This is a genomic window from Arthrobacter sp. P1_B3, from assembly GCF_056406615.1.
This window is the reverse complement of sequence record NZ_JBFTZV010000006.1, coordinates 153,053-173,336: the sequence shown is the minus strand read 5'-3', so window position 1 is coordinate 173,336 and position 20,284 is coordinate 153,053. Positions and strand designations below refer to the sequence as shown.

14 protein-coding genes are annotated in these 20,284 nt (G+C 67.8%); 3 read left to right on the top strand and 11 right to left on the bottom strand.

The window, feature by feature from the left end; genetic code table 11:
• Position 1 precedes the first annotated feature (1 nt).
• On the bottom strand, positions 2–3,226 hold the full coding sequence (locus AC1D2F_RS09780) for an Rne/Rng family ribonuclease (RefSeq protein ID WP_476966636.1): 3,225 nt from the start codon (positions 3,224–3,226) through the stop codon (positions 2–4).
• Between the two features lie 478 nt (positions 3,227–3,704).
• Here AC1D2F_RS09780 and AC1D2F_RS09775 point away from each other — a divergent pair, with 478 nt between their 5' ends.
• Positions 3,705–4,376, top strand: a complete 672-nt coding sequence (locus tag AC1D2F_RS09775) for a vitamin K epoxide reductase family protein (protein ID WP_229993371.1) — start codon at positions 3,705–3,707, stop codon at positions 4,374–4,376.
• Positions 4,377–4,473: 97 nt separating this feature from the next.
• Here AC1D2F_RS09775 and ndk read toward each other — a convergent pair whose 3' ends face one another.
• From ndk to ileS, 4 genes are read right to left on the bottom strand one after another with little or no spacing between them, the layout of a single operon-like run.
• A complete protein-coding gene (ndk, locus tag AC1D2F_RS09770) occupies positions 4,474–4,887 on the bottom strand; it encodes a nucleoside-diphosphate kinase (RefSeq protein ID WP_090578496.1) in 414 nt (137 codons plus the stop codon).
• Positions 4,888–4,946: 59 nt separating this feature from the next.
• Positions 4,947–5,402 (bottom strand): DUF4233 domain-containing protein, encoded by a 456-nt coding sequence (locus AC1D2F_RS09765; RefSeq protein ID WP_229993372.1) that lies wholly within the window; start codon positions 5,400–5,402, stop codon positions 4,947–4,949.
• A 3-nt stretch (positions 5,403–5,405) separates the two neighbouring features.
• A complete protein-coding gene (locus AC1D2F_RS09760; RefSeq protein WP_229993373.1) occupies positions 5,406–6,764 on the bottom strand; it encodes a bifunctional folylpolyglutamate synthase/dihydrofolate synthase in 1,359 nt (452 codons plus the stop codon).
• Between the two features lie 3 nt (positions 6,765–6,767).
• On the bottom strand, positions 6,768–10,118 hold the full coding sequence (gene ileS, locus AC1D2F_RS09755; protein WP_476966635.1) for an isoleucine--tRNA ligase: 3,351 nt from the start codon (positions 10,116–10,118) through the stop codon (positions 6,768–6,770).
• 430 nt (positions 10,119–10,548) lie between these two features.
• Between ileS and AC1D2F_RS09750 the strand changes: the two genes are divergently transcribed.
• Positions 10,549–11,610 (top strand): endonuclease/exonuclease/phosphatase family protein, encoded by a 1,062-nt coding sequence (locus AC1D2F_RS09750; protein WP_476966634.1) that lies wholly within the window; start codon positions 10,549–10,551, stop codon positions 11,608–11,610.
• On the opposite strand, the gene AC1D2F_RS09745 is transcribed toward AC1D2F_RS09750, so the two are convergent.
• The 3 genes from AC1D2F_RS09745 to AC1D2F_RS09735 all read right to left on the bottom strand — a co-directional run bounded on the left by AC1D2F_RS09745 (position 11,607) and on the right by AC1D2F_RS09735 (position 14,046).
• The gene (locus AC1D2F_RS09745; RefSeq protein WP_229993376.1) at positions 11,607–12,671 is read right to left on the bottom strand and encodes a glycerophosphodiester phosphodiesterase; all 1,065 of its coding nucleotides are present in this window, start codon (positions 12,669–12,671) and stop codon (positions 11,607–11,609) included. The genes AC1D2F_RS09750 and AC1D2F_RS09745 overlap by 4 nt on opposite strands.
• A 166-nt stretch (positions 12,672–12,837) precedes the next feature.
• Entirely contained in the window at positions 12,838–13,629 is a 792-nt protein-coding gene (locus AC1D2F_RS09740; RefSeq protein ID WP_476966633.1) for an SDR family oxidoreductase, read from the bottom strand.
• Positions 13,630–13,656: 27 nt separating this feature from the next.
• Positions 13,657–14,046 (bottom strand): DUF488 domain-containing protein, encoded by a 390-nt coding sequence (locus tag AC1D2F_RS09735; protein WP_476966632.1) that lies wholly within the window; start codon positions 14,044–14,046, stop codon positions 13,657–13,659.
• A gap of 83 nt (positions 14,047–14,129) precedes the next feature.
• On the opposite strand from AC1D2F_RS09735, the gene valS reads away from it, so the two are divergent.
• Positions 14,130–16,748, top strand: a complete 2,619-nt coding sequence (gene valS / locus AC1D2F_RS09730) for a valine--tRNA ligase (protein WP_476966631.1) — start codon at positions 14,130–14,132, stop codon at positions 16,746–16,748.
• Positions 16,749–16,849: 101 nt separating this feature from the next.
• Here valS and AC1D2F_RS09725 read toward each other — a convergent pair whose 3' ends face one another.
• The 3 genes from AC1D2F_RS09725 to AC1D2F_RS09715 form a co-directional block, all read right to left on the bottom strand.
• The gene (locus AC1D2F_RS09725; protein WP_364743966.1) at positions 16,850–17,143 is read right to left on the bottom strand and encodes a putative quinol monooxygenase; all 294 of its coding nucleotides are present in this window, start codon (positions 17,141–17,143) and stop codon (positions 16,850–16,852) included.
• A gap of 154 nt (positions 17,144–17,297) precedes the next feature.
• Complete coding sequence (locus AC1D2F_RS09720; RefSeq protein WP_364743969.1) at positions 17,298–19,217, bottom strand: glycoside hydrolase family 15 protein; 1,920 nt, start codon at positions 19,215–19,217, stop codon at positions 17,298–17,300.
• 354 nt (positions 19,218–19,571) lie between these two features.
• Positions 19,572–20,177, bottom strand: coding sequence for a mycothiol-dependent nitroreductase Rv2466c family protein (locus AC1D2F_RS09715; protein ID WP_364744040.1), 606 nt, complete (start codon positions 20,175–20,177; stop codon positions 19,572–19,574).
• Positions 20,178–20,284: the final 107 nt, after the last annotated feature.

Here is a 20,284-nt window from a genome sequence, read left to right as displayed (position 1 = left end):
ACTACAGCTCCGACGCCGGTACGCCCACGCCGAGGATGATCGGCTCGTTGCCGGCCGGGATGGACGCCGGCCTGGCCGCGGCGGGTGCCTTGGCCTCGTGAACCGATCCGGCCGCGGCCGGCCGCGTCGCCTCGCGATGCTCCACGGAGGTCTCGTTCGCAGCGCCCTGGGCGCGGCTGGCGCTCCGGTTGCGGCGCCCGCGGCGGCCACGAGCCGTGGTGTCCGCTGTCCGCGAAGCCGGCGCCTGCGCAGTGCGCACGGCTGCGGGCGCCTCCGGTGCCGCGGAAGCCGCGGAGGGCGGGGCCTGGACGGCGTCCATCCCGGCCGGCTTGCCGGCCTCGGCGTCGCCCAGGTTGGCGAAGGCCTCGGTCAGCAGGTCCAGGGTCAGGGCCGGTTCCGGCGTGTCCTCGGCGTGCTCCACGAACGGCAGGGCCACCTGCTCACCGCCAAACGTCAGCACGGTCGCGGGACGTCCGGCTGCCTCTTCGGCGGCCGCGAGCTGCGTGACGGCGTCGACGGCGGCCTTACGGGCCCCGGCGTCGCTGGCAGCGGCTGCCTCCCCGTCGTGCAGGTGCGCGGCGTGCGCCGCGGCGGCGATGTTGGCCAGCGCGGCCCGGGTGGCTTCAGCCTTGGCGTGGCGTTCGGCCTCGGTGGGCTCGACGTGGACGGCTGCGGGTGCGGCCGGCGCCGTCTCCGGGCCCTGGCCTCCCCTGCCGCGGCGACGGCTCTTGCGCTCCGTGCGGGCAGCAGGCTGCGCCTCGGCGCGCGGCACATAGTGCTCCGCGGCAACCGTGTTGGCGCGGCGGTGTTCCACCGGTTCGTCGTGGGTGACGATGCCGCGGCCCGCGCAGGTTTCGCACTGTTCGCCGAAGACTTCCAGCAGCCCGGTGCCCATCCGCTTGCGGGTCATCTGCACGAGGCCCAGCGAGGTCACCTCGGCCACCTGGTGCTTGGTCCGGTCCCGGCCCAGGCACTCCACCATGCGGCGCAGCACGAGGTCGCGGTTGGATTCGAGCACCATGTCGATGAAGTCGATCACGATGATGCCGCCAATGTCGCGCAGGCGCAGCTGCCGGACGACTTCCTCGGCCGCTTCCAGGTTGTTCTTGGTGACGGTTTCCTCGAGGTTGCCGCCGGAACCGGTGAACTTGCCGGTGTTAACGTCCACCACGGTCATGGCTTCGGTGCGGTCGATCACGAGGGAACCGCCGGAGGGCAGGAAGACCTTCCGGTCCAGGGCCTTGTGGATCTGCTCGTCGATGCGCCAGGCAGCGAAGATGTCCGTGTCCTTGGTCCACTTCTCGAGCCGGCCCACGAGGTCCGGTGCCACGTAGGTGACATAGGCCTCGATGGTGTCCCAGGCTTCCGCGCCGGAGACGATCAGCTTGGAGAAGTCCTCGTTGAAGACGTCGCGGACCACCTTGATGGTCAGGTCAGGTTCGCCGTAGAGCAGCTCGGGGGCGAGGATCTTGGTCGACGTCGACTGGCTCTCGATGCCCTCCCACTGCGCGCGTAGCCGGTTGATGTCGTGCGTCAGCTCTTCCTCGGAGGCACCCTCGGCCGCGGTACGGACAATGACGCCAGCGTCCTCGGGCAGGCGGTCCTTGAGGATCCGCTTGAGGCGGTTGCGCTCGACGTCGGGCAGCTTGCGGGAGATGCCGGTCATGGAGCCGCCGGGCACGTACACAAGGTAGCGCCCGGGCAGCGAGATCTGGCTGGTGAGGCGGGCGCCCTTGTGGCCGACCGGGTCCTTGGTGACCTGGACCAGCACGGAGTCGCCGGACTTCAGCGCGTTCTCGATCCGGCGCTGTTTGCCTTCGAGGTTGACGGACTCCCAGTTCACTTCGCCGGCGTAGAGCACGGCGTTGCGGCCGCGGCCGATGTCCACGAAAGCGGCTTCCATGGACGGCAGCACGTTCTGGACCTTGCCCAGGTAGACGTTGCCGATCAGGGAATCCTGCTGGGTCTTGGACACAAAGTGCTCGGCCAGGACKCCGTCTTCGAGGACCCCGATCTGGATTCTGTCGTCGCGCTGGCGGACGATCATCTGGCGGTCCACGGACTCGCGGCGGGCCAGGAACTCGGCCTCGGTGATGACGGTGCGGCGGCGGCCGGTGTCGCGGGATTCGCGGCGGCGCTGCTTCTTGGCTTCCAGGCGGGTGGAGCCCTTGACGGACGTGACGCGGTTGTTGACCGGCGCCTCGGCCATGGCCCGCGGCGCACGGACGCGGGTCACCGTGTTGGGCGGATCGTCGCCTTCCCCACCGGTCAGTTCCAGGTCCTGGTCGCCGCGGCGACGGCGGCGGCGGCGGCGCGACGTCACGCCGTCCTCGAGGGTTGCCTCGGAACCTTCGTCGCCCTCGTCCTCGGCGCCTTCGGACTCGGTGTCGGACTCGGCGGACGTACGGGTGCGCCCGCGCCGGCCACGGCTGCGGCGTCGACGGCGGCTGCCGGCGTCCTCGTCCTCGTCGCCTTCTTCCTCTTCGGGCTCCGCTGCTGCTGCGGCAACGGGGACCGGGCGCACCACGGTGCTGAGGTCGGGGGCCTGGAAGATCACGGAAGTGAGGGCACCCGGTTCCATGAACAGCGACGTGGCCGGGCTTTCCTCGGGCAGGGCTTCCGGCTCTTCGGGCTGGGCCGGTGCGGGGGCTTGCGCAGGTTCGGCCGCCGTGGCGGCTTCTGCCGGCTCGGCTTCTTCGGCCGGGACCGCTGCTGCGGGTACGTCTTCGGCTTTCGGTGCGGCCTTGGCACGGCTGGCGCGGCGCCGGACCGGCTTCTCTGGGGCCGTCTCTGCGACCTTCTCTGTGGCCGTCTCCGTGACGGCGGCGTCGTCGGAAGCAGCGACTGCCTCGGGAGCCTCTGCCGCGGGCTCTTCAGCGAAGGCAGGCAACGGTTCCGGGGCGGCAACAGGCTTGCGGACACGGGTGCGCCGTGCGGGCGCCTTTACAGCAGTTTCGGGGGCAGCAGTTTCGGGTACGGCGGTTTCGGCGACGGCTGCTTTGCGGCGCGGGGCGACGGGCTCATCCGAGCCGGCCGCGTCGGCCAGCACCGCGGCTTCAGCCACGGCCTCCGCGGCGGCCGCGGCGTTGACCTTTGCGACGGGCGCCTTCCGGCGGGTCCGAACGGCCCTCTTCGGCGCTGCCGGAGCCTCTGCTTCCGCAGTTGCTTCTGCTTCCGCGGCGACTACCAGCTCTTCGTTACCGGCTACAACCTGGTCATTATCCATATGTGGCGACACTCCTGCCCCTGATGCGCCGCCACATTCGGCGCCCGTTGGGGCAAATATGCGTCAACACCCGCAGGCATTGACAGAAGTCAATTGGATACCCTCAGGTTCGCACCGGCAGTGGGGTGCGGCAGCCCTGGAGGGCCGGCGAGATTGTTTTGGAACCCGTTGACCTACATGCCACAACCAGGTGCCGTCCAATGGCATTGCGGGACAGCTGGAATCAGAGGATCCGCAGCTCCCTGCTCATCATTGGCGGTCTTGAAACAAAATCGCCGGACCGGAATCCGGATGTGGATCGGGTTCCAGCCACGATCATTGTCTCACAGGAGCCGCCAAAGCTGGCGTAGGCGGGGCCTGAAGTGCTTTCGGAGCGGCTGGGCAGGGCGGCAGGGGCCGTTCTCCGCCGCTGCCCAGCCTGCGGCGTTAGAATCGGGCCAGAAGAACACGGTCAAGACGATCAAAGGACTCATATTCCATGCCCAGCATCTCCAGCACTGCCGGTGACGCGACCGTACAGCACCCGGGTTCCGGCCCGGCGCCCGCGGACCGCTCCCTTCCCACGATGACCCGCGACCGCCCGTTCGCCTGGCTCCTGCTGATCACCGGCGTCGTTGGCTGGCTCGCTTCCGGCGCCCTGGTGCTGGAGAAGCTGGAGGTCCTGAAGGACCCCAACCACGTCACGGTCTGCGACGTGAACCCGTGGATCTCCTGCGGCCAGGTCATGCAGACGCCGCAGAGTTCTGTGTTCGGCTTCCCGAACATGTTCATCGGCATCGTGGCTTTCGCCGTGATCATCACCACGGCCATGGGCATCCTGGCCGGCGCAAGATTCGCCCGGTGGTACTGGCTGGGGCTGCAGGCGGGCGTGACGCTGGGCTTCGCGTTCGTTATCTGGCTCTGGTCCCAGGCCCTGTACGCCATCCACATCCTCTGCCCGTTCTGCATGATCGTCTGGGCCGTGATGATCCCGTTGTTCGTCTGGGTGAGCGTCCGCAACATCTCCCACGGGGTGATCGCGTTGCCCGCCGGTCCCACCAAGGTGATCGGCGACTCGGGCTGGATCATCACGGCGCTGCTGTACGTCGCCGTCATCGCGACAATCTTCTTCGCCTTCATCCAGGTCTTCATCGGGACCTCCGGCTACTAAGCACTCCCGAACGCCGCGAGATAACAGTTAAGGCCAATGTTCAGCGTGAACATTGGCCTTATCTGTCACCTCGGTGAGGCGAGGGTCCAGGAAATTCCTAGAACCAGATCTTGATCTCRCGCTCGGCGGATTCCACCGAATCCGAGCCGTGGACCAGGTTCTGCTGTACCTTCAGGCCCCAGTCGCGGCCGAAGTCGCCGCGGATGGTGCCGGGCGCCGCCGTCGTCGGGTCCGTGGTCCCGGCGAGGATACGGAAGCCCTCAATCACGCGGTGGCCCTCGAAGATCGCGGCGACCACCGGGCCGCTGAGCATGAACTCAACCAGCGGCTCGTAGAACGGCTTGCCGACGTGCTCCTCGTAGTGCTGCTCGAGCAGCTCGCGGTTCGCATCGACTTTCTTGAGCTCGGCCAGGGTGTAGCCCTTGGCTTCGATCCGGCTCAGGATGGCGCCGGACAGGTTGCGGGCGACGCCGTCGGGCTTGATCAGGACGAGGGTGCGCTCAATGCTCACAGCTGCTCCAATGTGTTGGGGTGGGGTTCGGGTCAAGTCTACGGGGCCCGGGCGCTGGTTCAGGCGCCGTTGCCGGGCGCGGGGCCCTGGGGATGGGCCGCATCCCATTCAGCCTGCTCGCGCTCCCGCTGCGCGGCCTCCCGGTCAATCCGGATGCCGGTCCGGACCCCGTACCACCAGGCCACGGCGAAGAGCGCGCCGACGAGGTACATGGCAGGCTCCACGAGGCCGCCCAGTATCAGGACGAGCTGCAGGATCCAGCCCAGGGCCACTCCCCACGGCTTGGAGAGGACCGCGCAGGTGAAGATGAAGACCAGGCACAGGCCGATCCCCACGGAGAAGACCAGGGCCGCAGGATATTCGTTCCGGTGCAGGCCAAAGACGGCCAGTGTTCCGAAGAGCACCACGAAAGCTTCCAGCAACAGGACCGTGGAGGCGAACATGACCTTCGTGGAACGCCGCTTCTTGGGCATGCCCGGACGCCATTCGCGCTGGGCTTTGGTGAGTTTCGCCATCGCTTACGCGTCCGCCTTTCCGAGCAGGATGCGGGCGTCCGCGACGAGCGTGATGGACCCGGTCACCAGGACGCCGCCGGCGAGTTCGTCATCGGCTTCGGCGCGTTCCACGGCCCATTCGATGGCGTCGTCGAGCTTTGCAGCGACATGGATGTTGTCCTCGCCGAAGCCAAGATCAATGGCGACCTCAGCCAGGTCCTCGGCCGGGACGGCGCGGGGCGAGTTGGACTCGGTGAAGCAGTATTCGGTGGCCAGGCCGCCCAGGGATTCCTTGAGCTGGCGCAGGATCTCCTCGGCGTCCTTTTCCCGCAGCACGCCAACCACCACCACCAGCTTGGTGAAGTTGAAGGCCTCGTGGATGGCCTCGGCGGAGACCCGGATGCCCTCCGGGTTGTGCGCCGCGTCCACGATGATGGTCGGTGAGGTGCGGACCACCTCGAGCCGCCCCGGGGACGTGACAGAGGCAAAGGCCTCCTGCAGGATCTCGGCGTCGATCGCCTTCTCCCCGCCGAAGAACGCTTCCAGCGCGGCAATTGCGACGGCGGCGTTCTCGGCCTGGTGCGCGCCGTGCAGCGGCACCAGCAGGTCCTCGTAGCGGCCGGCGATGCCCTGGATGGTGACCATCTGGCCGCCCACCGCGACGGTGCGGGATTCAACGCCGAACTCCACGCCCTCGAAGCGGAACGGCACGTTGACCTCCTTGGCCTTCTCCAGGAGGACCTGGGCCGCGTCGACGGGCTGCGCCGCGCTGATGAGGAAGCCGCCGGGCTTGATGATGCCGGCTTTCTCAAAGGCGATGTCCCCGGTGGTGTCGCCCAGCAAATCGGTGTGGTCCAGGGAGATCGGGGTGACCACGGCCACCTGGCCGTCGCCGACGTTCGTGGCGTCGGTGATGCCGCCGAGGCCCACTTCGATCACCGCGACGTTGACCGGCTGGTCGGCGAAGACCGCGAAGCCCAAGATGGTCAGGCACTCGAAGTAGGTCAGCCGGGGCTGGCCCGCCGCCTCGAGTTCGCTGTCCACGATCTGCAGGTAGGGCCGGATCTCGTCCCAGATCCGGACGAACGTCTCATCCGGCACCGGGGCGCCGTCGATGCTGATCCGTTCGGTGACCTTGGACAGGTGCGGGCTCGTGTACCGGCCCGTGCTCAGGCCGTGGGCCCGCAGCCCGGCCTCGATCATCCGGGCCGTGGACGTCTTGCCGTTGGTGCCGGTGACGTGGATGATCGGGAACGCCTTGTTCGGCTCCCCCAGGATTTCCATGGCACGGTGCAGCGGGGCGAGCCGAGGTTCCATCTTGTTTTCCGGCGCCCGGCCCAGCAGCTCGGCGTAGACGCTTTCTACGGAGAATTCGTCGGTCATGGTTTAGGCCCCAACTTTCTTTGCAACACTGACCAGCGGTTCCTTGATGTCGGCCGTCACAGTTTCCAGCTCGATGGTCAGGGTTTCGGTCTTGACCAGCGCCGCGTTGGCCAGCAGGGCTTCGACGACGTCCTGCTTGGCCGTGACGGAGGTGCTGATCCGGTCGCTGACATTGAGTCCGGCGTCCTTGCGGGCCTGCTGGATGGCGCGGACCATGTCGCGTGCCAGGCCCTCGGCCTCCAGTTCCGGGGTGACCTCGGTGTTCAGGACCACGAACCCGCCGCCGGGAAGCACTGCGGCGGCCCTTGTGGCAGGACCAGCTCCGGTTCCCTCCGCGGCTTCAGCCACGACGGTTTCCAGGGTGTATTCCTGCGGCTCGAGCTCGAGGCCGCCGGCGGTGACCACCCCGGCTTCGCTGACCGACCAGTCACCGGACTTGGAGCCCTTGATGGCCTGCTGGACGTTCTTGCCCAGGCGCGGGCCGGCGGCCCGGGCGTTGACCACGAGCTTCTGCTCGATGCCGAACTCCTCCGGGGAGGCGGCATCGGCGTCGAGCAGGCGGACCGAGCGCAGGTTCAGTTCATCGGCGACGACGGCGGCAAAGCCTCCCAGCGCGTCCGCGCCGGGAGCCACGACCGTGAGTTCCTGCAACGGCAGGCGCACGCGCAGGTTCGCGGCCTTGCGCAGCGAGGAGCCGGTGGAGCAGATCTGCTGCACACGGTCCATCGCTTCGACCAGTCCCGGGTTGGCCGGGAACAGTCCGGCGTCCGGCCAGTCGGCCAGGTGCACGGAGCGCCCCCCGGTGAGGCCTCGCCAGATCTCCTCGGAGACCAGCGGCAGCAGGGACGCGGCCACGCGGGAGACGGTTTCCAGTGCGGTGTAGAGCGCGTCGAAGGCATCAACGCTCTCGTCGAAGAAGCGCTGGCGGCTGCGGCGGACGTACCAGTTGGTGAGCATGTCAAGGTAGCTGCGCAGTTCGTCGCAGGCGCCGGAGATGTCGTAGCTGTCCAGCTGGGCGGTCATGTTCCGGACGAGGTCCCCGGTGTTGGCCATGAGGTACTGGTCCAGGGTGTCGGCGTAGCCGTCATAGCGGAGCTTGGCGTCATACCCTGTCCCGCCGTTGGAAGCGTTCGTGTACAGCGTGAAGAAGCTGTACACGTTCCACAGCGGCAGGATGACCTGGCGGACGCCGTCGCGGATGCCTTGCTCGGTGACCACAAGGTTGCCGCCGCGCAGGATGGGGCTGGACATCAGGAACCAGCGCATGGCGTCGGAGCCGTCGCGGTCCAGGACCTCGGAGACGTCCGGGTAGTTGCGCAGGCTCTTGGACATCTTCTGCCCGTCCGAGCCCAGCACGATGCCGTGGCTGATGACGTTGCGGAAGGCCGGGCGGTCGAACAGCGCGGTGGAGAGGATGTGCAGCATGTAGAACCAGCCGCGGGTCTGACCGATGTACTCGACGATGAAGTCCGCCGGGTTGTGGGTGTCGAACCATTCCTCGTTCTGGAACGGGTAGTGCACCTGGCCGTAGGGCATGGACCCGGAGTCGAACCAGACGTCCAGGACGTCCTCGACCCGGCGCATGACGGACTGGCCCTCCTCCGGGGTGCGGGGGTCATCCGGGTTCGGGCGGGTCAGCTCATCGATGAAGGGTCGGTGCAGGTCCACCTGGCCGGCCTTGTTCAGCGGCAGGCGGCCGAAGTCGGCTTCGATCTCGGCCAGGGAGCCGTAGACGTCGGTGCGGGGGTAGTCGGGGTCCGTGGACTGCCAGACCGGGATGGGGCTGCCCCAGTAGCGGTTGCGGCTGATGGACCAGTCGCGGGCGTTGGCGAGCCACTTGCCGAACTGGCCGTCCTTGACGTTGCCCGGGATCCAGTTGATGTCCTGGTTGAGCTCGGACATGCGGTCCTTGAACTTGGTGACCTCGACGTACCAGGAGGACACGGCGCGGTAGATCAGCGGGTTGCGGCAGCGCCAGCAGTGCGGGTAGCTGTGCTCGTAGCTGGCCTGGCGGACCAGGCGGCCCTGGGCGCGGAGCACCTGGGTGATGGGCTTGTTGGCCTCGAACACTTGCAGTCCGGCGATTTCGGCGAGGTCGCCGTGGCCGAAGAGCGGGAGGAATTTGGCGCCTTCGTCGACCGAGAGGACCACCGGGATGCCGGCCTCTTCACAGATTTTCTGGTCGTCTTCGCCGTAGGCGGGTGCCTGGTGGACGATGCCGGTGCCGTCGGTGGTGGTGACGTAGTCGGCCTCGAGGAAGCGCCAGGCGTTTTCGGTGCCGTACTTTTCGGCGTCGTGGAAGTAGTCCCAGAGCGGCTCGTAGCTCAGGCCGTCGAGCTCGGCGCCGGTGTGGCGGGAGGTGATGGCGGCTTCCGCGGCGGCGGCGCCCTCGGCCCCGTCGCCGTAGCCGAGGTCCTTGGCGTAGGCGCCCAGGAGGTCAGCGGCGAGCAGGAAGCTGCCCGTGACGGGCGCTTCGGCTGCCGCGGCCTTGATCCCGTGCGGGCCGGCGGGCAGGACCACGTAGCTGATGGCGGGCCCGACGGCGAGCGCCAGGTTCGTGGGCAGCGTCCAGGGCGTGGTGGTCCAGGCGAGCGCCTGCACCCCGGCGAGCTGCCTGGACAGCTCCGATTCCCCGGCCGTGATGGGGAACGTGACCGTGACAGTCTGGTCCTGGCGGTTCTTGTAGACGTCGTCGTCCATGCGCAGCTCATGGTTGGACAGCGGCGTCTCGTCCTTCCAGCAGTACGGCAGGACGCGGTAGCCGTTGTAGGTGAGGCCCTTTTCGTGCAGCTGTTTGAAGGCCCACAGCACGGACTCCATGTACTCGACGTTGAGAGTCTTGTAGTCGTTCTCGAAGTCCACCCAGCGCGCCTGGCGGGTGACGTAGCTCTTCCACTCGTCGGCGTACTTCATGACGGAGGCGCGGCAGGCGTCGTTGAACTTGTCGATGCCCATGGCCTCGATCTGGGTCTTGTCCGTCATGCCAAGCTGCTTCATGGCTTCCAGCTCGGCGGGAAGGCCGTGCGTGTCCCAGCCGAAGCGTCGCTCGACGCGTCGGCCGCGCTGGGTCTGGTAGCGGCCCACGAGGTCTTTGGCGTAGCCGGTCAGGAGGTGGCCGTAGTGCGGCAGGCCGTTGGCGAAGGGCGGGCCGTCGTAGAAGACGAATTCGTTGGACCCGTCTTTGCCAGCATCGCGCTGGTCGATGCTGGCCTGGAAGGTGCCGTCCTGGTCCCAGTATTTGAGGATGCGCTCTTCGATCTCCGGGAACTTCACGGAGACCGGAACACCAGAGGTGTGGGAAGCGGAGGTGGTGGAGCCGGCGCCTGCGGCGGCGGCCTTGGGGTAATAAGTCATCTCGACATCCTGGGTTGAGCTGGTGAACACATGTATTCATTCAGGATGCGAGGACGGCCCCTGCACTGTCTTTTGACAACAACTGTCTTTCGACAACACCGGCACCGCGGTACCACCTCACTTACCTCCACCGGACCGCACCTTTTCCAGAAAGGGGCTGCACCGGCGTCGGCCGCTCATTACTGCTGTGACGGGCTTACCCGTCCGGTTCTACTGGCCCTGGCACCCGCAGTGGCGACTGAGTCTCCACCGCACGCGGGGGTGTTCTTCCGGAAGCTCACCGGTGATGGCCGGGTCAAAGCTGCTAAGTCGATGGTACCGGAGAAAATACGGGCTTTCACAGCGCAGCAAACTCCGCGGCCAGGGGCGACGCCGGCGGCCCGACTGCATAGACTCGTGCCATGACCGTCCCGCCGCCTCGGGCCGACCCGTGAAGAGCCGCAGCTCAAGCCGCCGCTGGCACCTGTCCTCCGCCCTCTGCGCCGCGCCCGTGGTGGTGGTGTCCGTGTTCCGGGCGGTCCCGGCGCCGTGGCCGGCGCCTGTGGTCCAGCTCGTGGCCTTCACACCCTGGTTCGTGCTCCCCGCCGGCGCCGCCCTCCTGCTGGCGTTGCCGGCACGGCGTCCCTGGGCGGCCCTCCCGGCCGGTGCCCTCCTGGCCCTCCAGCTGCTCTGGCTGTTCCCGCCGGACCGGGTGGCGGACCGGTTCCTGGCCCGGCAGGCCGATCCGCCGCATGGAGAGCAACAGAGCACAGGGCAGGAACAGGCCACGACACGCCCGCCGGCGGCGGAACTGAAGGTCATGACCCTCAACGCCTGGAAGGGCCAGGCGGACGCCGCGGAGGTGGTTCGGCTGGTGCGCGAAAACGGCGTCTCGCTCCTTGCCGTCCAGGAACTCTCCCCCGCCCTGGAAAAACGGCTGGATGCTGAGGGGCTGGGCGCGCTGCTTCCGCACCGGATCAGCCGCTCGAGGGACGGCGCGGGCGGCGGAGCCGTGTACTCCTCCCGCCCGATCGTTCCGTTGGACTCCGTGGACGGTTCCGCCTTCCACATGCCCACGGTGCAGTTGGAGCTCGACGCCGGCGGCCGGCCGGTCTCCCTTGCCGTGACCAACGTGCACACCAAGGCACCGGTCTGGGGCCGGGCCGGGCAGTGGCGGAGCGAATTGGCCGCCCTGGGCCGCCTTGCCGCCCGTCGGGGCAACCTGCTGCTGCTGGGCGACTTCAACGCCACCCTCGACCACGCCGAGTTCCGCCAAATGCTTCAGGGGCCGGAGGGGGCCGGGCCCGGCGGCCCCCTCGTCGACGCCGGGGCCGCGGCCCTGGCCCGCCTGGTTCCGACCTGGCCCATGGATGGCCCCCCGCTGCCGGGCGTGGTGATCGACCACATCGTGACCGGCCCGCAGGTTCGCAGCGGCGGCTATTCCGTGATGCCGGTAGCCGGGACGGACCACGCGGCGGTTCTGGCCACGCTGTCCGTCCCGGCGGAGGACTAGCTGCGCGGCAGTTTCATGCCGGACTCGGCCATCACGTCCCGGAGCCGGTCCGGGTAATCCGTGATCAGCCCGTCCACACCCGCACCGATGAGCGCGCGCATGGTGGGCTTGTCATCAACGGTCCACGGAATGACCTGCATGCCTGCCGCGTGGGCGCGGCGGACCATGTCGGCGGTGGCATAGGGAACATAGCCCGGATCCGTCACGGCGCCGTTCTGCGGCGCGCCGTGCACCGGAGAGATGGCGTCGAAGCCAAGGGAGGAGGCCGCGGCGACAAGGTCACCGCCGAAGTCATCGGCGTCGATTCCGCCCAGCCACGGCGACTTGCCGGGCTGGCCCGCCTGGAGGAAGTCCTTGTTGGTCAGGGCCACAGTGCGGATCTGCGGATCGCGCTGCTGGACCAGGCGCAATGCACCCCAATCAAAGCTCTCAATCGAGACACGGCTCTGCATGTGGGCTGCCGTGATTTCGCGGAGAGCGACGTCGACGAACTGCTCGCGCGGTGCGGTTTCCTGCGGCGCGCCGGCCTCCACCTTGGTTTCGATGTTGAACTTCACCTGGCTGGCGCGGTAGGAGTCCGCCAACGCGAAGACCTCGGCCAGCGTGGGCATCTTTGCGCCCGGGGAGGCAACCTGGCCCGGGAACTGGGGAAGCGTGAGGCTGCCGCAGTCCAGGCTGCGGACCTGCGCGAACGTCAGGTCCCTGACGTACTTGCCGACGTAGGGGAACTGGGGGTCGTTCGGTGTGACAGGAGCCGTGTCCAGGCACTTCTGGCCGCTGATCTTGCGGTCGTGGGTGATGACCTCGTGGCCGTCCTTGGTGATCTGGAGGTCAAGCTCGAGGGTGGAGACGCCGGTCTCGATCCCCTTGGCGAAGGACGCCAGGGTTGACTCGACAGTCAGGCCGATGCCGCCGCGGTGGGCCTGGAGATCGAAGTGGTTGTCCTGGCCGTTGGCGTTGGTGTCGGCCGCGGGGGCCTGGACCGCGTTTGCCTGGGCCGAGGTGGCGAGCAGCAGGGCTGCGCTGAGTACGGCAGCGCCGAGCTTCGTCGGGGTTCGCATGGGAAAGTTCTCCACTCTGGTGGTGTGCAGTTGCACGGGCCACCCTGCCCCGCCGCGGCCAACTCCGGACCAGCGCAGCCTGACCGGCACACGACGCCACGGTGAACGGCCGGAGTCGCCGCCGGACGTCCCGGCCCACGCGGCTGGACCTAAGCCCAGACCTGCCCTACTGGCTCTTGCGGATCAGCTTGTAGTTGGCCGCCTGGGCCACCGGGCGGATCACGATCTGGTCCAGGTTGATGTGGTGCGGCGCCACGACGGCGTAGCGGACCACATCGGCGACGTCGGCGGCCGTCAGTGGCTTCTCGACTCCCGCGTAGACCTTGGCTGCCGCGTCCTGGTCGCCGAGGCGGTTGAGGGCGAACTCCTCGGTCTGCACCAGGCCGGGGGCCACCTCGATCACGCGGAGGTTGTGCTCGGCCTCTTCGAGCCGCAGGGCGCCGGTCAGGGCGTGCTGGGCGAACTTGGCCGCGTTGTAGCCGCCGCCGCCCTCGTAGGCCGAGAGCCCGGCGGTGGAGGTCAGGTTCAGCACGGTGCCCTCGCCGCAGGCACGCAGCATGGGCAGGAACGCGCGGATGAGCTTCATGCTGCCCAGCACGTTGACCTGGAACATCCATTCCCAGTCCTCGGTCTTGGCTCCGGCAACCTTGTCGGCGCCGCGGGCACCGCCGGCGATGTTGATCAACGTGTCGATGCCGCCGGCCCGGGTCACCTCCTCGAGCAGCCGGGCCACATCGGCGTCGTCGGTCACGTCGGCGGGAAGCGCGATGGCACCGGTTTGGGCGGCGAGCGCCTCGAGCCGGTCGGCGCGGCGGGCGACGGCGAAGACGGTCCAGCCTTCCTTGCGGAGCGCACGCACCGTGGCGTCGCCGATTCCGGTGCTGGCGCCGGTGACTACTGCTGCTTTGGCTGCTGTTGCGCTGACTTCTTTTGCGCTGTTGTCGATTCCCTCAGTCATGGCACCACCCTAACGGCAACGCCGGGCTCATTTCCTACTGTTGCTGCTGTGCTCCAGGAACTCCTGCAGCACCCGGGCATGGTTGGTCTCCGGGTCCCGCGCACCGAACAGCAGGGTCACTTTCCCGTGCTCGGCCGCGAGTCCGTAGAGCGTCTGCACGGCGGGGTTGGYTTCCAGCTCCGCCTCGTAGGCCGCCCGGAAGTCCGCGAACCGTTCCTGCATGTGCCCGAACTCCTTGCGCAGCGGCGGGGACGGTGCCACGTCCTTGAGCCAGAGCTCCAGTTGGGCCCGTTCCTTGCTGACTCCCCGCGGCCGGAGCCGGTCCACCAGGACCCGGCAGCCGTCGTCGTCGGAAGGGTCATCATAGATGCGCTTGATCGCAAATCTGGCCCCAGATTTCTCCATAGTGCTGGACATTAGTGCAGTGGATTGCCCTCGCATAGTGCGGTTCATTGCAGTGGACTGCAGTCGGGACTGAAAAGAACTGCAAGAATTGACCCATGGCTGAAGACAATCAGGGTACAGACACGCCCACCACCGCCCCCATCAACGTTCCGGACAAGCCCGCCTTGGAGGGGCTGGAAGAGGCGCTCACGCAGCGCTGGCTTGACGAAGGGACCTACAAGTTCAACCCGGACACCACCCGGGAGCAGGTCTACTCGATCGACACTCCCCCGCCCACGGCGTCGGGATCCCTTCACGTCGGACACATGTTCTCGTACACGCAGACCGACGTCCTGGCGCGCTACCAGCGCATGACCGGCAAGAACGTGTTCTACCCCATGGGCTGGGACGACAACGGCCTGCCCACGGAGCGCCGCGTGCAGAACTACTACGGCGTGCGCTGCGACCCCACCGTCACGTACGACGCCGGCTACCGCCCCCCGGCCGAGCCGGCCAAGAACCAGCGCGACTTCGACGTCATCTCGCGCCGGAACTTCATCGAGCTGTGCGAAGAGCTCGCGGTCGAGGACGAGAAGGTCTTCGAGCACCTCTTCCGGACCCTCGGCCTGTCCGTGGACTGGGACCTGACCTACCGGACCATCGATGACAAGTCCCGCGCGATCTCGCAGCGGGCCTTCCTGGCCAATCTGGCCGCCGGCGACGCCTACATGGCCGAGGCGCCTACGCTGTGGGATGTCACGTTCCGCACCGCGGTGGCCCAGGCCGAACTTGAGGACCGCGAAGTCGCGGGCGCCTACTACCGCTACCCGTTCTTCACCGAAGACGGCGAGAAGATTTACATCGAGACCACCCGCCCCGAGCTGCTGGCCGCCTGCGCCGCGCTCGTGGCGAACCCCGACGACGAGCGCTACAAGCCGCTGTTCGGCAAGAAGGTCACCTCCCCCCTGTTCGGCGTCGAGGTAGAGGTCAAGGCCCACCCGCTCGCCAAGGCGGACAAGGGCTCCGGCGCCGCCATGGTCTGCACCTTCGGCGACCTCACCGACGTCACCTGGTGGCGCGAACTGCAGCTGCCCACCCGCGCCATCGTGGGCCGCGACGGCCGCATCATCGGCGAGACCCCGGACTGGATCACCACCGAAGAAGGCCGCGCCAACTTCGCGGCTATCGCCGGCAAGACGGTGTTCAGCGCCAAGGAAGGCGTGGTGGAGCTCCTGGCCGCCGCGGAACTGCTCGACGGCGAGCCCAAGAAGATCATGCACCCCGTGAACTTCTTCGAGAAGGGCGACAAGCCCCTCGAGGTCGTCACCTCACGCCAGTGGTACATCCGCAACGGCGGCCGCGACGAGGACCGCCGCGAACGGCTGATCGGCCGCGGCAACGAGATCGAGTTCCACCCCGCCTTCATGCGCTCCCGCTACGAGAACTGGATCTCGGGGCTCAACGGCGACTGGCTCGTGTCCCGCCAGCGCTTCTTCGGCGTGCCGGTACCGGTCTGGTACCCCCTGGATGCCGACGGCAACCCCGAATACGACGCCCCGATCGTCCCGTCCGACGCGCAGCTCCCCGTGGATCCCGCGGCGGACGCCGCCCCGGGCTACGAAGAAGCCCAGCGCGATGTGCCGGGCGGCTTCACCGGCGACGCTGACGTCCTCGACACCTGGGCCACGTCCTCGCTGACGCCGCAGATCGTGGGCGGCTGGAGCACCGACGAGGCACTGTTCGCCAAGGTCTACCCCTTCGACGTGCGCCCGCAGGGGCACGACATCATCCGGACCTGGCTCTTCTCCTCCGCCGTCCGCGCCGATGCGCTGCAAAACACGGCGCCGTGGAAGCACGCGGCCATCTCCGGCTGGATCCTGGACCCGGACCGGAAGAAGATGTCCAAGTCCAAGGGCAACGTCATCGTGCCCACCGATGTCCTCGAGGAGTACGGCTCGGACGCGGTGCGCTACTGGGCGGCATCGGCCAGACTCGGCGCGGACACCGCCTACGAAATCGCGCAGATGAAGATCGGCCGCCGCCTGGCCATCAAACTGCTCAACGCCTCCAAGTTTGTCCTGAACCTCGGTGCCACCGAGGACTCCGTCGTTTCCGGCGACGTGTCCGTGCTGAGCAACCCGCTGGACCGGGCCGTCCTGGCCCAGCTCGCCGATGTTGTCGCCCAGGCCACCAAGGCGTTCGAGGGCTACGACTACGCCCGGGCCCTGCAGATCACGGAGAGTTTCTTCTGGAACTTCACGGACGACTACGTGGAGCTCATCAAGGACCGTGCCTATGGTGCGGCCGGCGAGGAGCAGCAGGCGTCCGTGCTGGCCGCGCTGGCGACAAGCCTGGACACCCTCCTGCGGCTCTTCGCGCCGTTCCTTCCGTTCGCCACGGAGGAGGTCTGGAGCTGGTGGCGCACCGGTTCCGTGCACCGCGCCCAGTGGCCGTCCGCCGTCGCGGTCGACGGCGACACGACCCTCCTGGCCACGGTCGGCACCGCGCTCAGCGGCATCCGCAAGGCCAAGTCCGAGGCGAAGGTCAAGCAGCGCACCGAGGTGCTGTCAGCGACGATCACGGCCTCGGAATCCCTCACGACGCAGCTGAAGGCCGGTCTCGGCGACCTCAAGGCCGCCGCCAACGCGCGCGAGCTGGCGCTGGTCGCCGGTGAGGGAGAACTCAGTGTGAGTGACGTCGTACTGGCTCCGGCCGAGCCGCCGGCCCAGGCGTAAGGCCTGCGGCCACATCGATACCGAGGAAGAGGGCCCTCGGCCCGGCCCAGGCCGGGCCGAGGGTTCTCTTTTGTTTACCAGGTCTTTGCCGTCCGGGCGCCTCAGATTTTGAAGGACGTCTCGAAGCGCGTCAGCACCGGCGGAGCGGCCAGGAGCTCTCCCAGCCCGCTCGCGCCGTCGCCGGCCCGCCAGGTGCGGTAGGCCTCGTCGTGCTCCAGCGACGCCCACTGTTCCACCACGAGAACGTGCGCCGGATCCGTGCTGTCAACCAGCACATCGACGCCGAGGCAGCCGTCAAACGCCCGGGTAGCGGAAAGGATGTCGCGGAGCACGGCCGCGGCCGTGGACACGGCTTCGGTTTTGAAGTTCAGGTCAAAATGGGCGGTGATGGGCATGGTGCTCCAATGATCGGGGTGGGCTCAGGACACAGGACGCCGCCAGGCGGGATGCTTCACATCACGGCACCCGGACCGCTGCCTGCCAACAGAGGCAACACCGTTGCCACAGGGCTTGTTCCTTCGGTCCCGATCCGCCGGCCGGCTTCCGCTGCTAGACGCCGGATTCCCGGCTGTGCCGTTCCGCTTCGCTGATCGCCCAGGCCGCGTTGACGAGGCCGATGTGGCTGAACGCCTGCGGGAAGTTGCCCAGCAGCTCGCTGCTGTCCGGGGCGACCTCTTCGGCCATCAGGCCCAGGTCGGTGGCAAACGCGGCCGCCCGTTCGAAGACAGCCCGGGCGTGTTGGGTGCGTCCGGCCAGGGCCAGGGCGTGCGCCAGCCAGAAGGTGCACAGCAGGAACGTGCCCTCTTCCCCTGCCATGCCGTCGTCGGCGAGGTAGCGGTACACGAGGCCGCGGGGGTCCGTGAGCCGCTCCTCGATAGCCTCAATCGTGGCGATCATGCCGGGATCGTCCGCCGGCAGGAATCCCACGATGGCGAGCATCAGGGCAGAAGCATCGAGATCGTCGGATCCGTAGGCCTGGGTGTAGGCGTTCGCTGCTTCGCTCCATCCCTCAGTGCGGATGGACGCCGCGATCGCGTCCCGCGCCTCGGTCCAGTGCGGAACTTTTTCTGTTGACTGCAGGATGCCGGCGAGGGAGATGGCGCGGTCCACGGCAACCCAGCACATGAGCTTGGAGTGCAGGTAGTGGCGCCGCTCCCCGCGGACTTCCCAGATGCCGTGATCGGTGGACTTCCAGCGCGCGGCGGCAGTGTCCGCGGCGTCGGCAAGGAACTTCCGTGTCTCCGGTGCCAGTTCCGCGAGGTATTCCGGCAAGGTGGCGGCGGCGTCGAGAAGTTCGCCGTAAACGTCGAGTTGGCGCTGGTTCCAGGCGCCGTTGCCCACCCGGACCGGGGTGCTGGCGCGCCACCCCGGCAGGTGGCCGAGCGCGCGTTCGGGGAGTTCACGTTCCCCGCCGATGCCGAACATGATCTGCAGTTCCTCGCCTCCGGCCAGCTGGCTGGCCGCCGCGGTGGCCAGGAATTGGAAGAACTTCCCGGCCTCGTCCGGGCAGGCCGCCACCCAGAGGGCCTGCAGGGTCATGCTGGCGTCCCGGATCCAGCTGTAGCGGTAGTCCCAGTTGCGCGTGCCGCCGGCCACCTCCGGCAGCGACGTGGTCGGGGCGGCGACGATCGCGCCACTCGGGTAGTAGCTCAGCGCCTGCAGGACCCTTCCGCTGCCGGCCACGAGCTCCTGCCAGGGGCCGCGGTAGTTCTGGTGCATCCCGGACCAGCTGGTCCAGCCCTGCACGCTGTCCTCGAGCCTGCGCCCAATCTCATCCTGGCTCCAGAACACGGGGGCACCGTGCCCGCCGGGATGGAAGTCTCCGGACCCGGAGTGGTGGGCCCGGGAGTGGAGGGCAAAGCCTGCAACGTCGCCGGCGCGGAGGCTCAGTCGTGCGTGCACTGTGTCGGTGCCGGCGTCGGTGCTGGTGTCGGCGCCGGCGCCGGTGCTGGTGTCGGTGCCCGGCCGGAACGCCGCCGGGGTCGAGACCGACAGGACCACATCCCCCGCGCGGATGAGGAGACCGCCGTCGGCCGCGGTGAGAAGTGGCCTCGCGAGGCCGTAGTCGGGTCGGGCGCACAGGACGATGTCGACGTCGACGGAACCCTGCGTGCAGGACACCTGGCGCAGGAGGGTGCCCGGGGAGTCCGCCCCGAGCTCGTGGCCGCGCCGGCCGTCCCCGAGGGCGAGGGCATCTGTGACGGTCATGCACCCGCCGGCGGTGATGTGGGTGGTTTCCAGGACCAGCGTGGGTCCGAGGTAGCGCCTTGTCGAGGTGTGGGCGCCGGCGGGCCGGATCGACCAGAATCCCGCGTCCGGGCCGAGGAGCCGGCCGAACACGGAGGGGCTGTCAAAGCGGGGGAAGCAAAGCCAGTCCACAGAACCCGCCGCGCTGACCAGAGCACCGGAGCGGCAGTCGGACAGGAGTGCGTAGTCCGCGATTGGTTCACCGCTCTGGAAACTGCTCATGGGGCACACTCTGGCCAGTTTTTGGGCAAAGGGGAAGCCCCATCAGCGTTTAGCCGTTGGTGGGGCTTCGACTTTTCGATTGTCACGTGACGTCTTAGACAATCTGGCGGGATCCTTAGACTTTCAGGTCTTCCTACCTCGTCACTGGTAGCCATCATCTGACTTTGCCGAAGGCTGCGTCGGATGAGTGTCACTGAATCTTTGGTTCCTGCGTCCCTCTTCTTTCGAAGTGGGTAAGTTCTATTGTTGTCCCCCCGTCTGGCATACACAAGAGCCCCGGCAGAACTACATCGGAGTAGTTCTGCCGGGGCTCCTGGCAGGCCGGGCAGAGTACCCGGCGCGGTGTCTTCAGGCCTAGTTGAAGACCGGGCTTTCGGTCCGGCTGCGCTTGATTTCGAAGAAGTAGGGGAAGGAAGCCAGGGTCACGGTGGCGTCCCAGATCCGTCCGGCTTCCTCGCCGCGCGGGATGCGGGTCAGGACCGGGCCGAAGAAGGCCGTGCCGTTGAAGGCGACGACGGGCGTGCCCACGTCCTGTCCGACCAGGGAGATGCCTGCCTCATGGCTGGTGCGGAGCTGCGCATCGAATTCGTCGCTCTGGCCGGCGGCCGCAAGCTCGGCCGGCAGTCCCGCCTCGGCAAGCGACTTGGCGATGACCTCGTCGACATCCTTGTTGCCCTCGTTGTGGATCTTGGTGCCCATGGAGTCGTAGAGCGGCTTGATGTACTGCGCGCCATGCTGTTCAGCGGCGGCAGTGATGACGCGGACGGGAGCCCACGCCTTCTTCATGAACTCCCTGTACTGCTCGGGCAGCTCCTCGCGGCCCTCATTGAGCACGGCGAGGCTCATCACATGCCACTCGGTCTTGATGTCACGGACTTCTTCCACTTCGCCGATCCAGCGGGAGGTAACCCAGGCGAACGGGCACATCGGGTCGAACCAGAAGTCGGCTTTGTTGGTCATGGTTTCAGGCACAGGTGTTCTCCTTAAGGAAGTCTGGGGGATGCGCTGAGGCAGATCACCTACACGGCGCGCCAAGGATCATAGCGACCGGTACGGGTTGTTTATTC

Coding starts and splice junctions, on each gene's coding strand:
- AC1D2F_RS09745 (WP_229993376.1), bottom strand. CDS start 12,671: ATGCGAACCCCGACGAAGCTCGGCGCTGCCGTACTCAGCGCAGCCCTG.
- AC1D2F_RS09775 (WP_229993371.1), top strand. CDS start 3,705: ATGCCCAGCATCTCCAGCACTGCCGGTGACGCGACCGTACAGCACCCG.
- AC1D2F_RS09740 (WP_476966633.1), bottom strand. CDS start 13,629: ATGACTGAGGGAATCGACAACAGCGCAAAAGAAGTCAGCGCAACAGCA.
- AC1D2F_RS09760 (WP_229993373.1), bottom strand. CDS start 6,764: ATGACCGACGAATTCTCCGTAGAAAGCGTCTACGCCGAGCTGCTGGGC.
- AC1D2F_RS09725 (WP_364743966.1), bottom strand. CDS start 17,143: ATGCCCATCACCGCCCATTTTGACCTGAACTTCAAAACCGAAGCCGTG.
- AC1D2F_RS09765 (WP_229993372.1), bottom strand. CDS start 5,402: ATGGCGAAACTCACCAAAGCCCAGCGCGAATGGCGTCCGGGCATGCCC.
- AC1D2F_RS09715 (WP_364744040.1), bottom strand. CDS start 20,177: ATGACCAACAAAGCCGACTTCTGGTTCGACCCGATGTGCCCGTTCGCC.
- AC1D2F_RS09720 (WP_364743969.1), bottom strand. CDS start 19,217: ATGAGCAGTTTCCAGAGCGGTGAACCAATCGCGGACTACGCACTCCTG.
- valS (WP_476966631.1), top strand. CDS start 14,130: ATGGCTGAAGACAATCAGGGTACAGACACGCCCACCACCGCCCCCATC.
- ileS (WP_476966635.1), bottom strand. CDS start 10,118: ATGACTTATTACCCCAAGGCCGCCGCCGCAGGCGCCGGCTCCACCACC.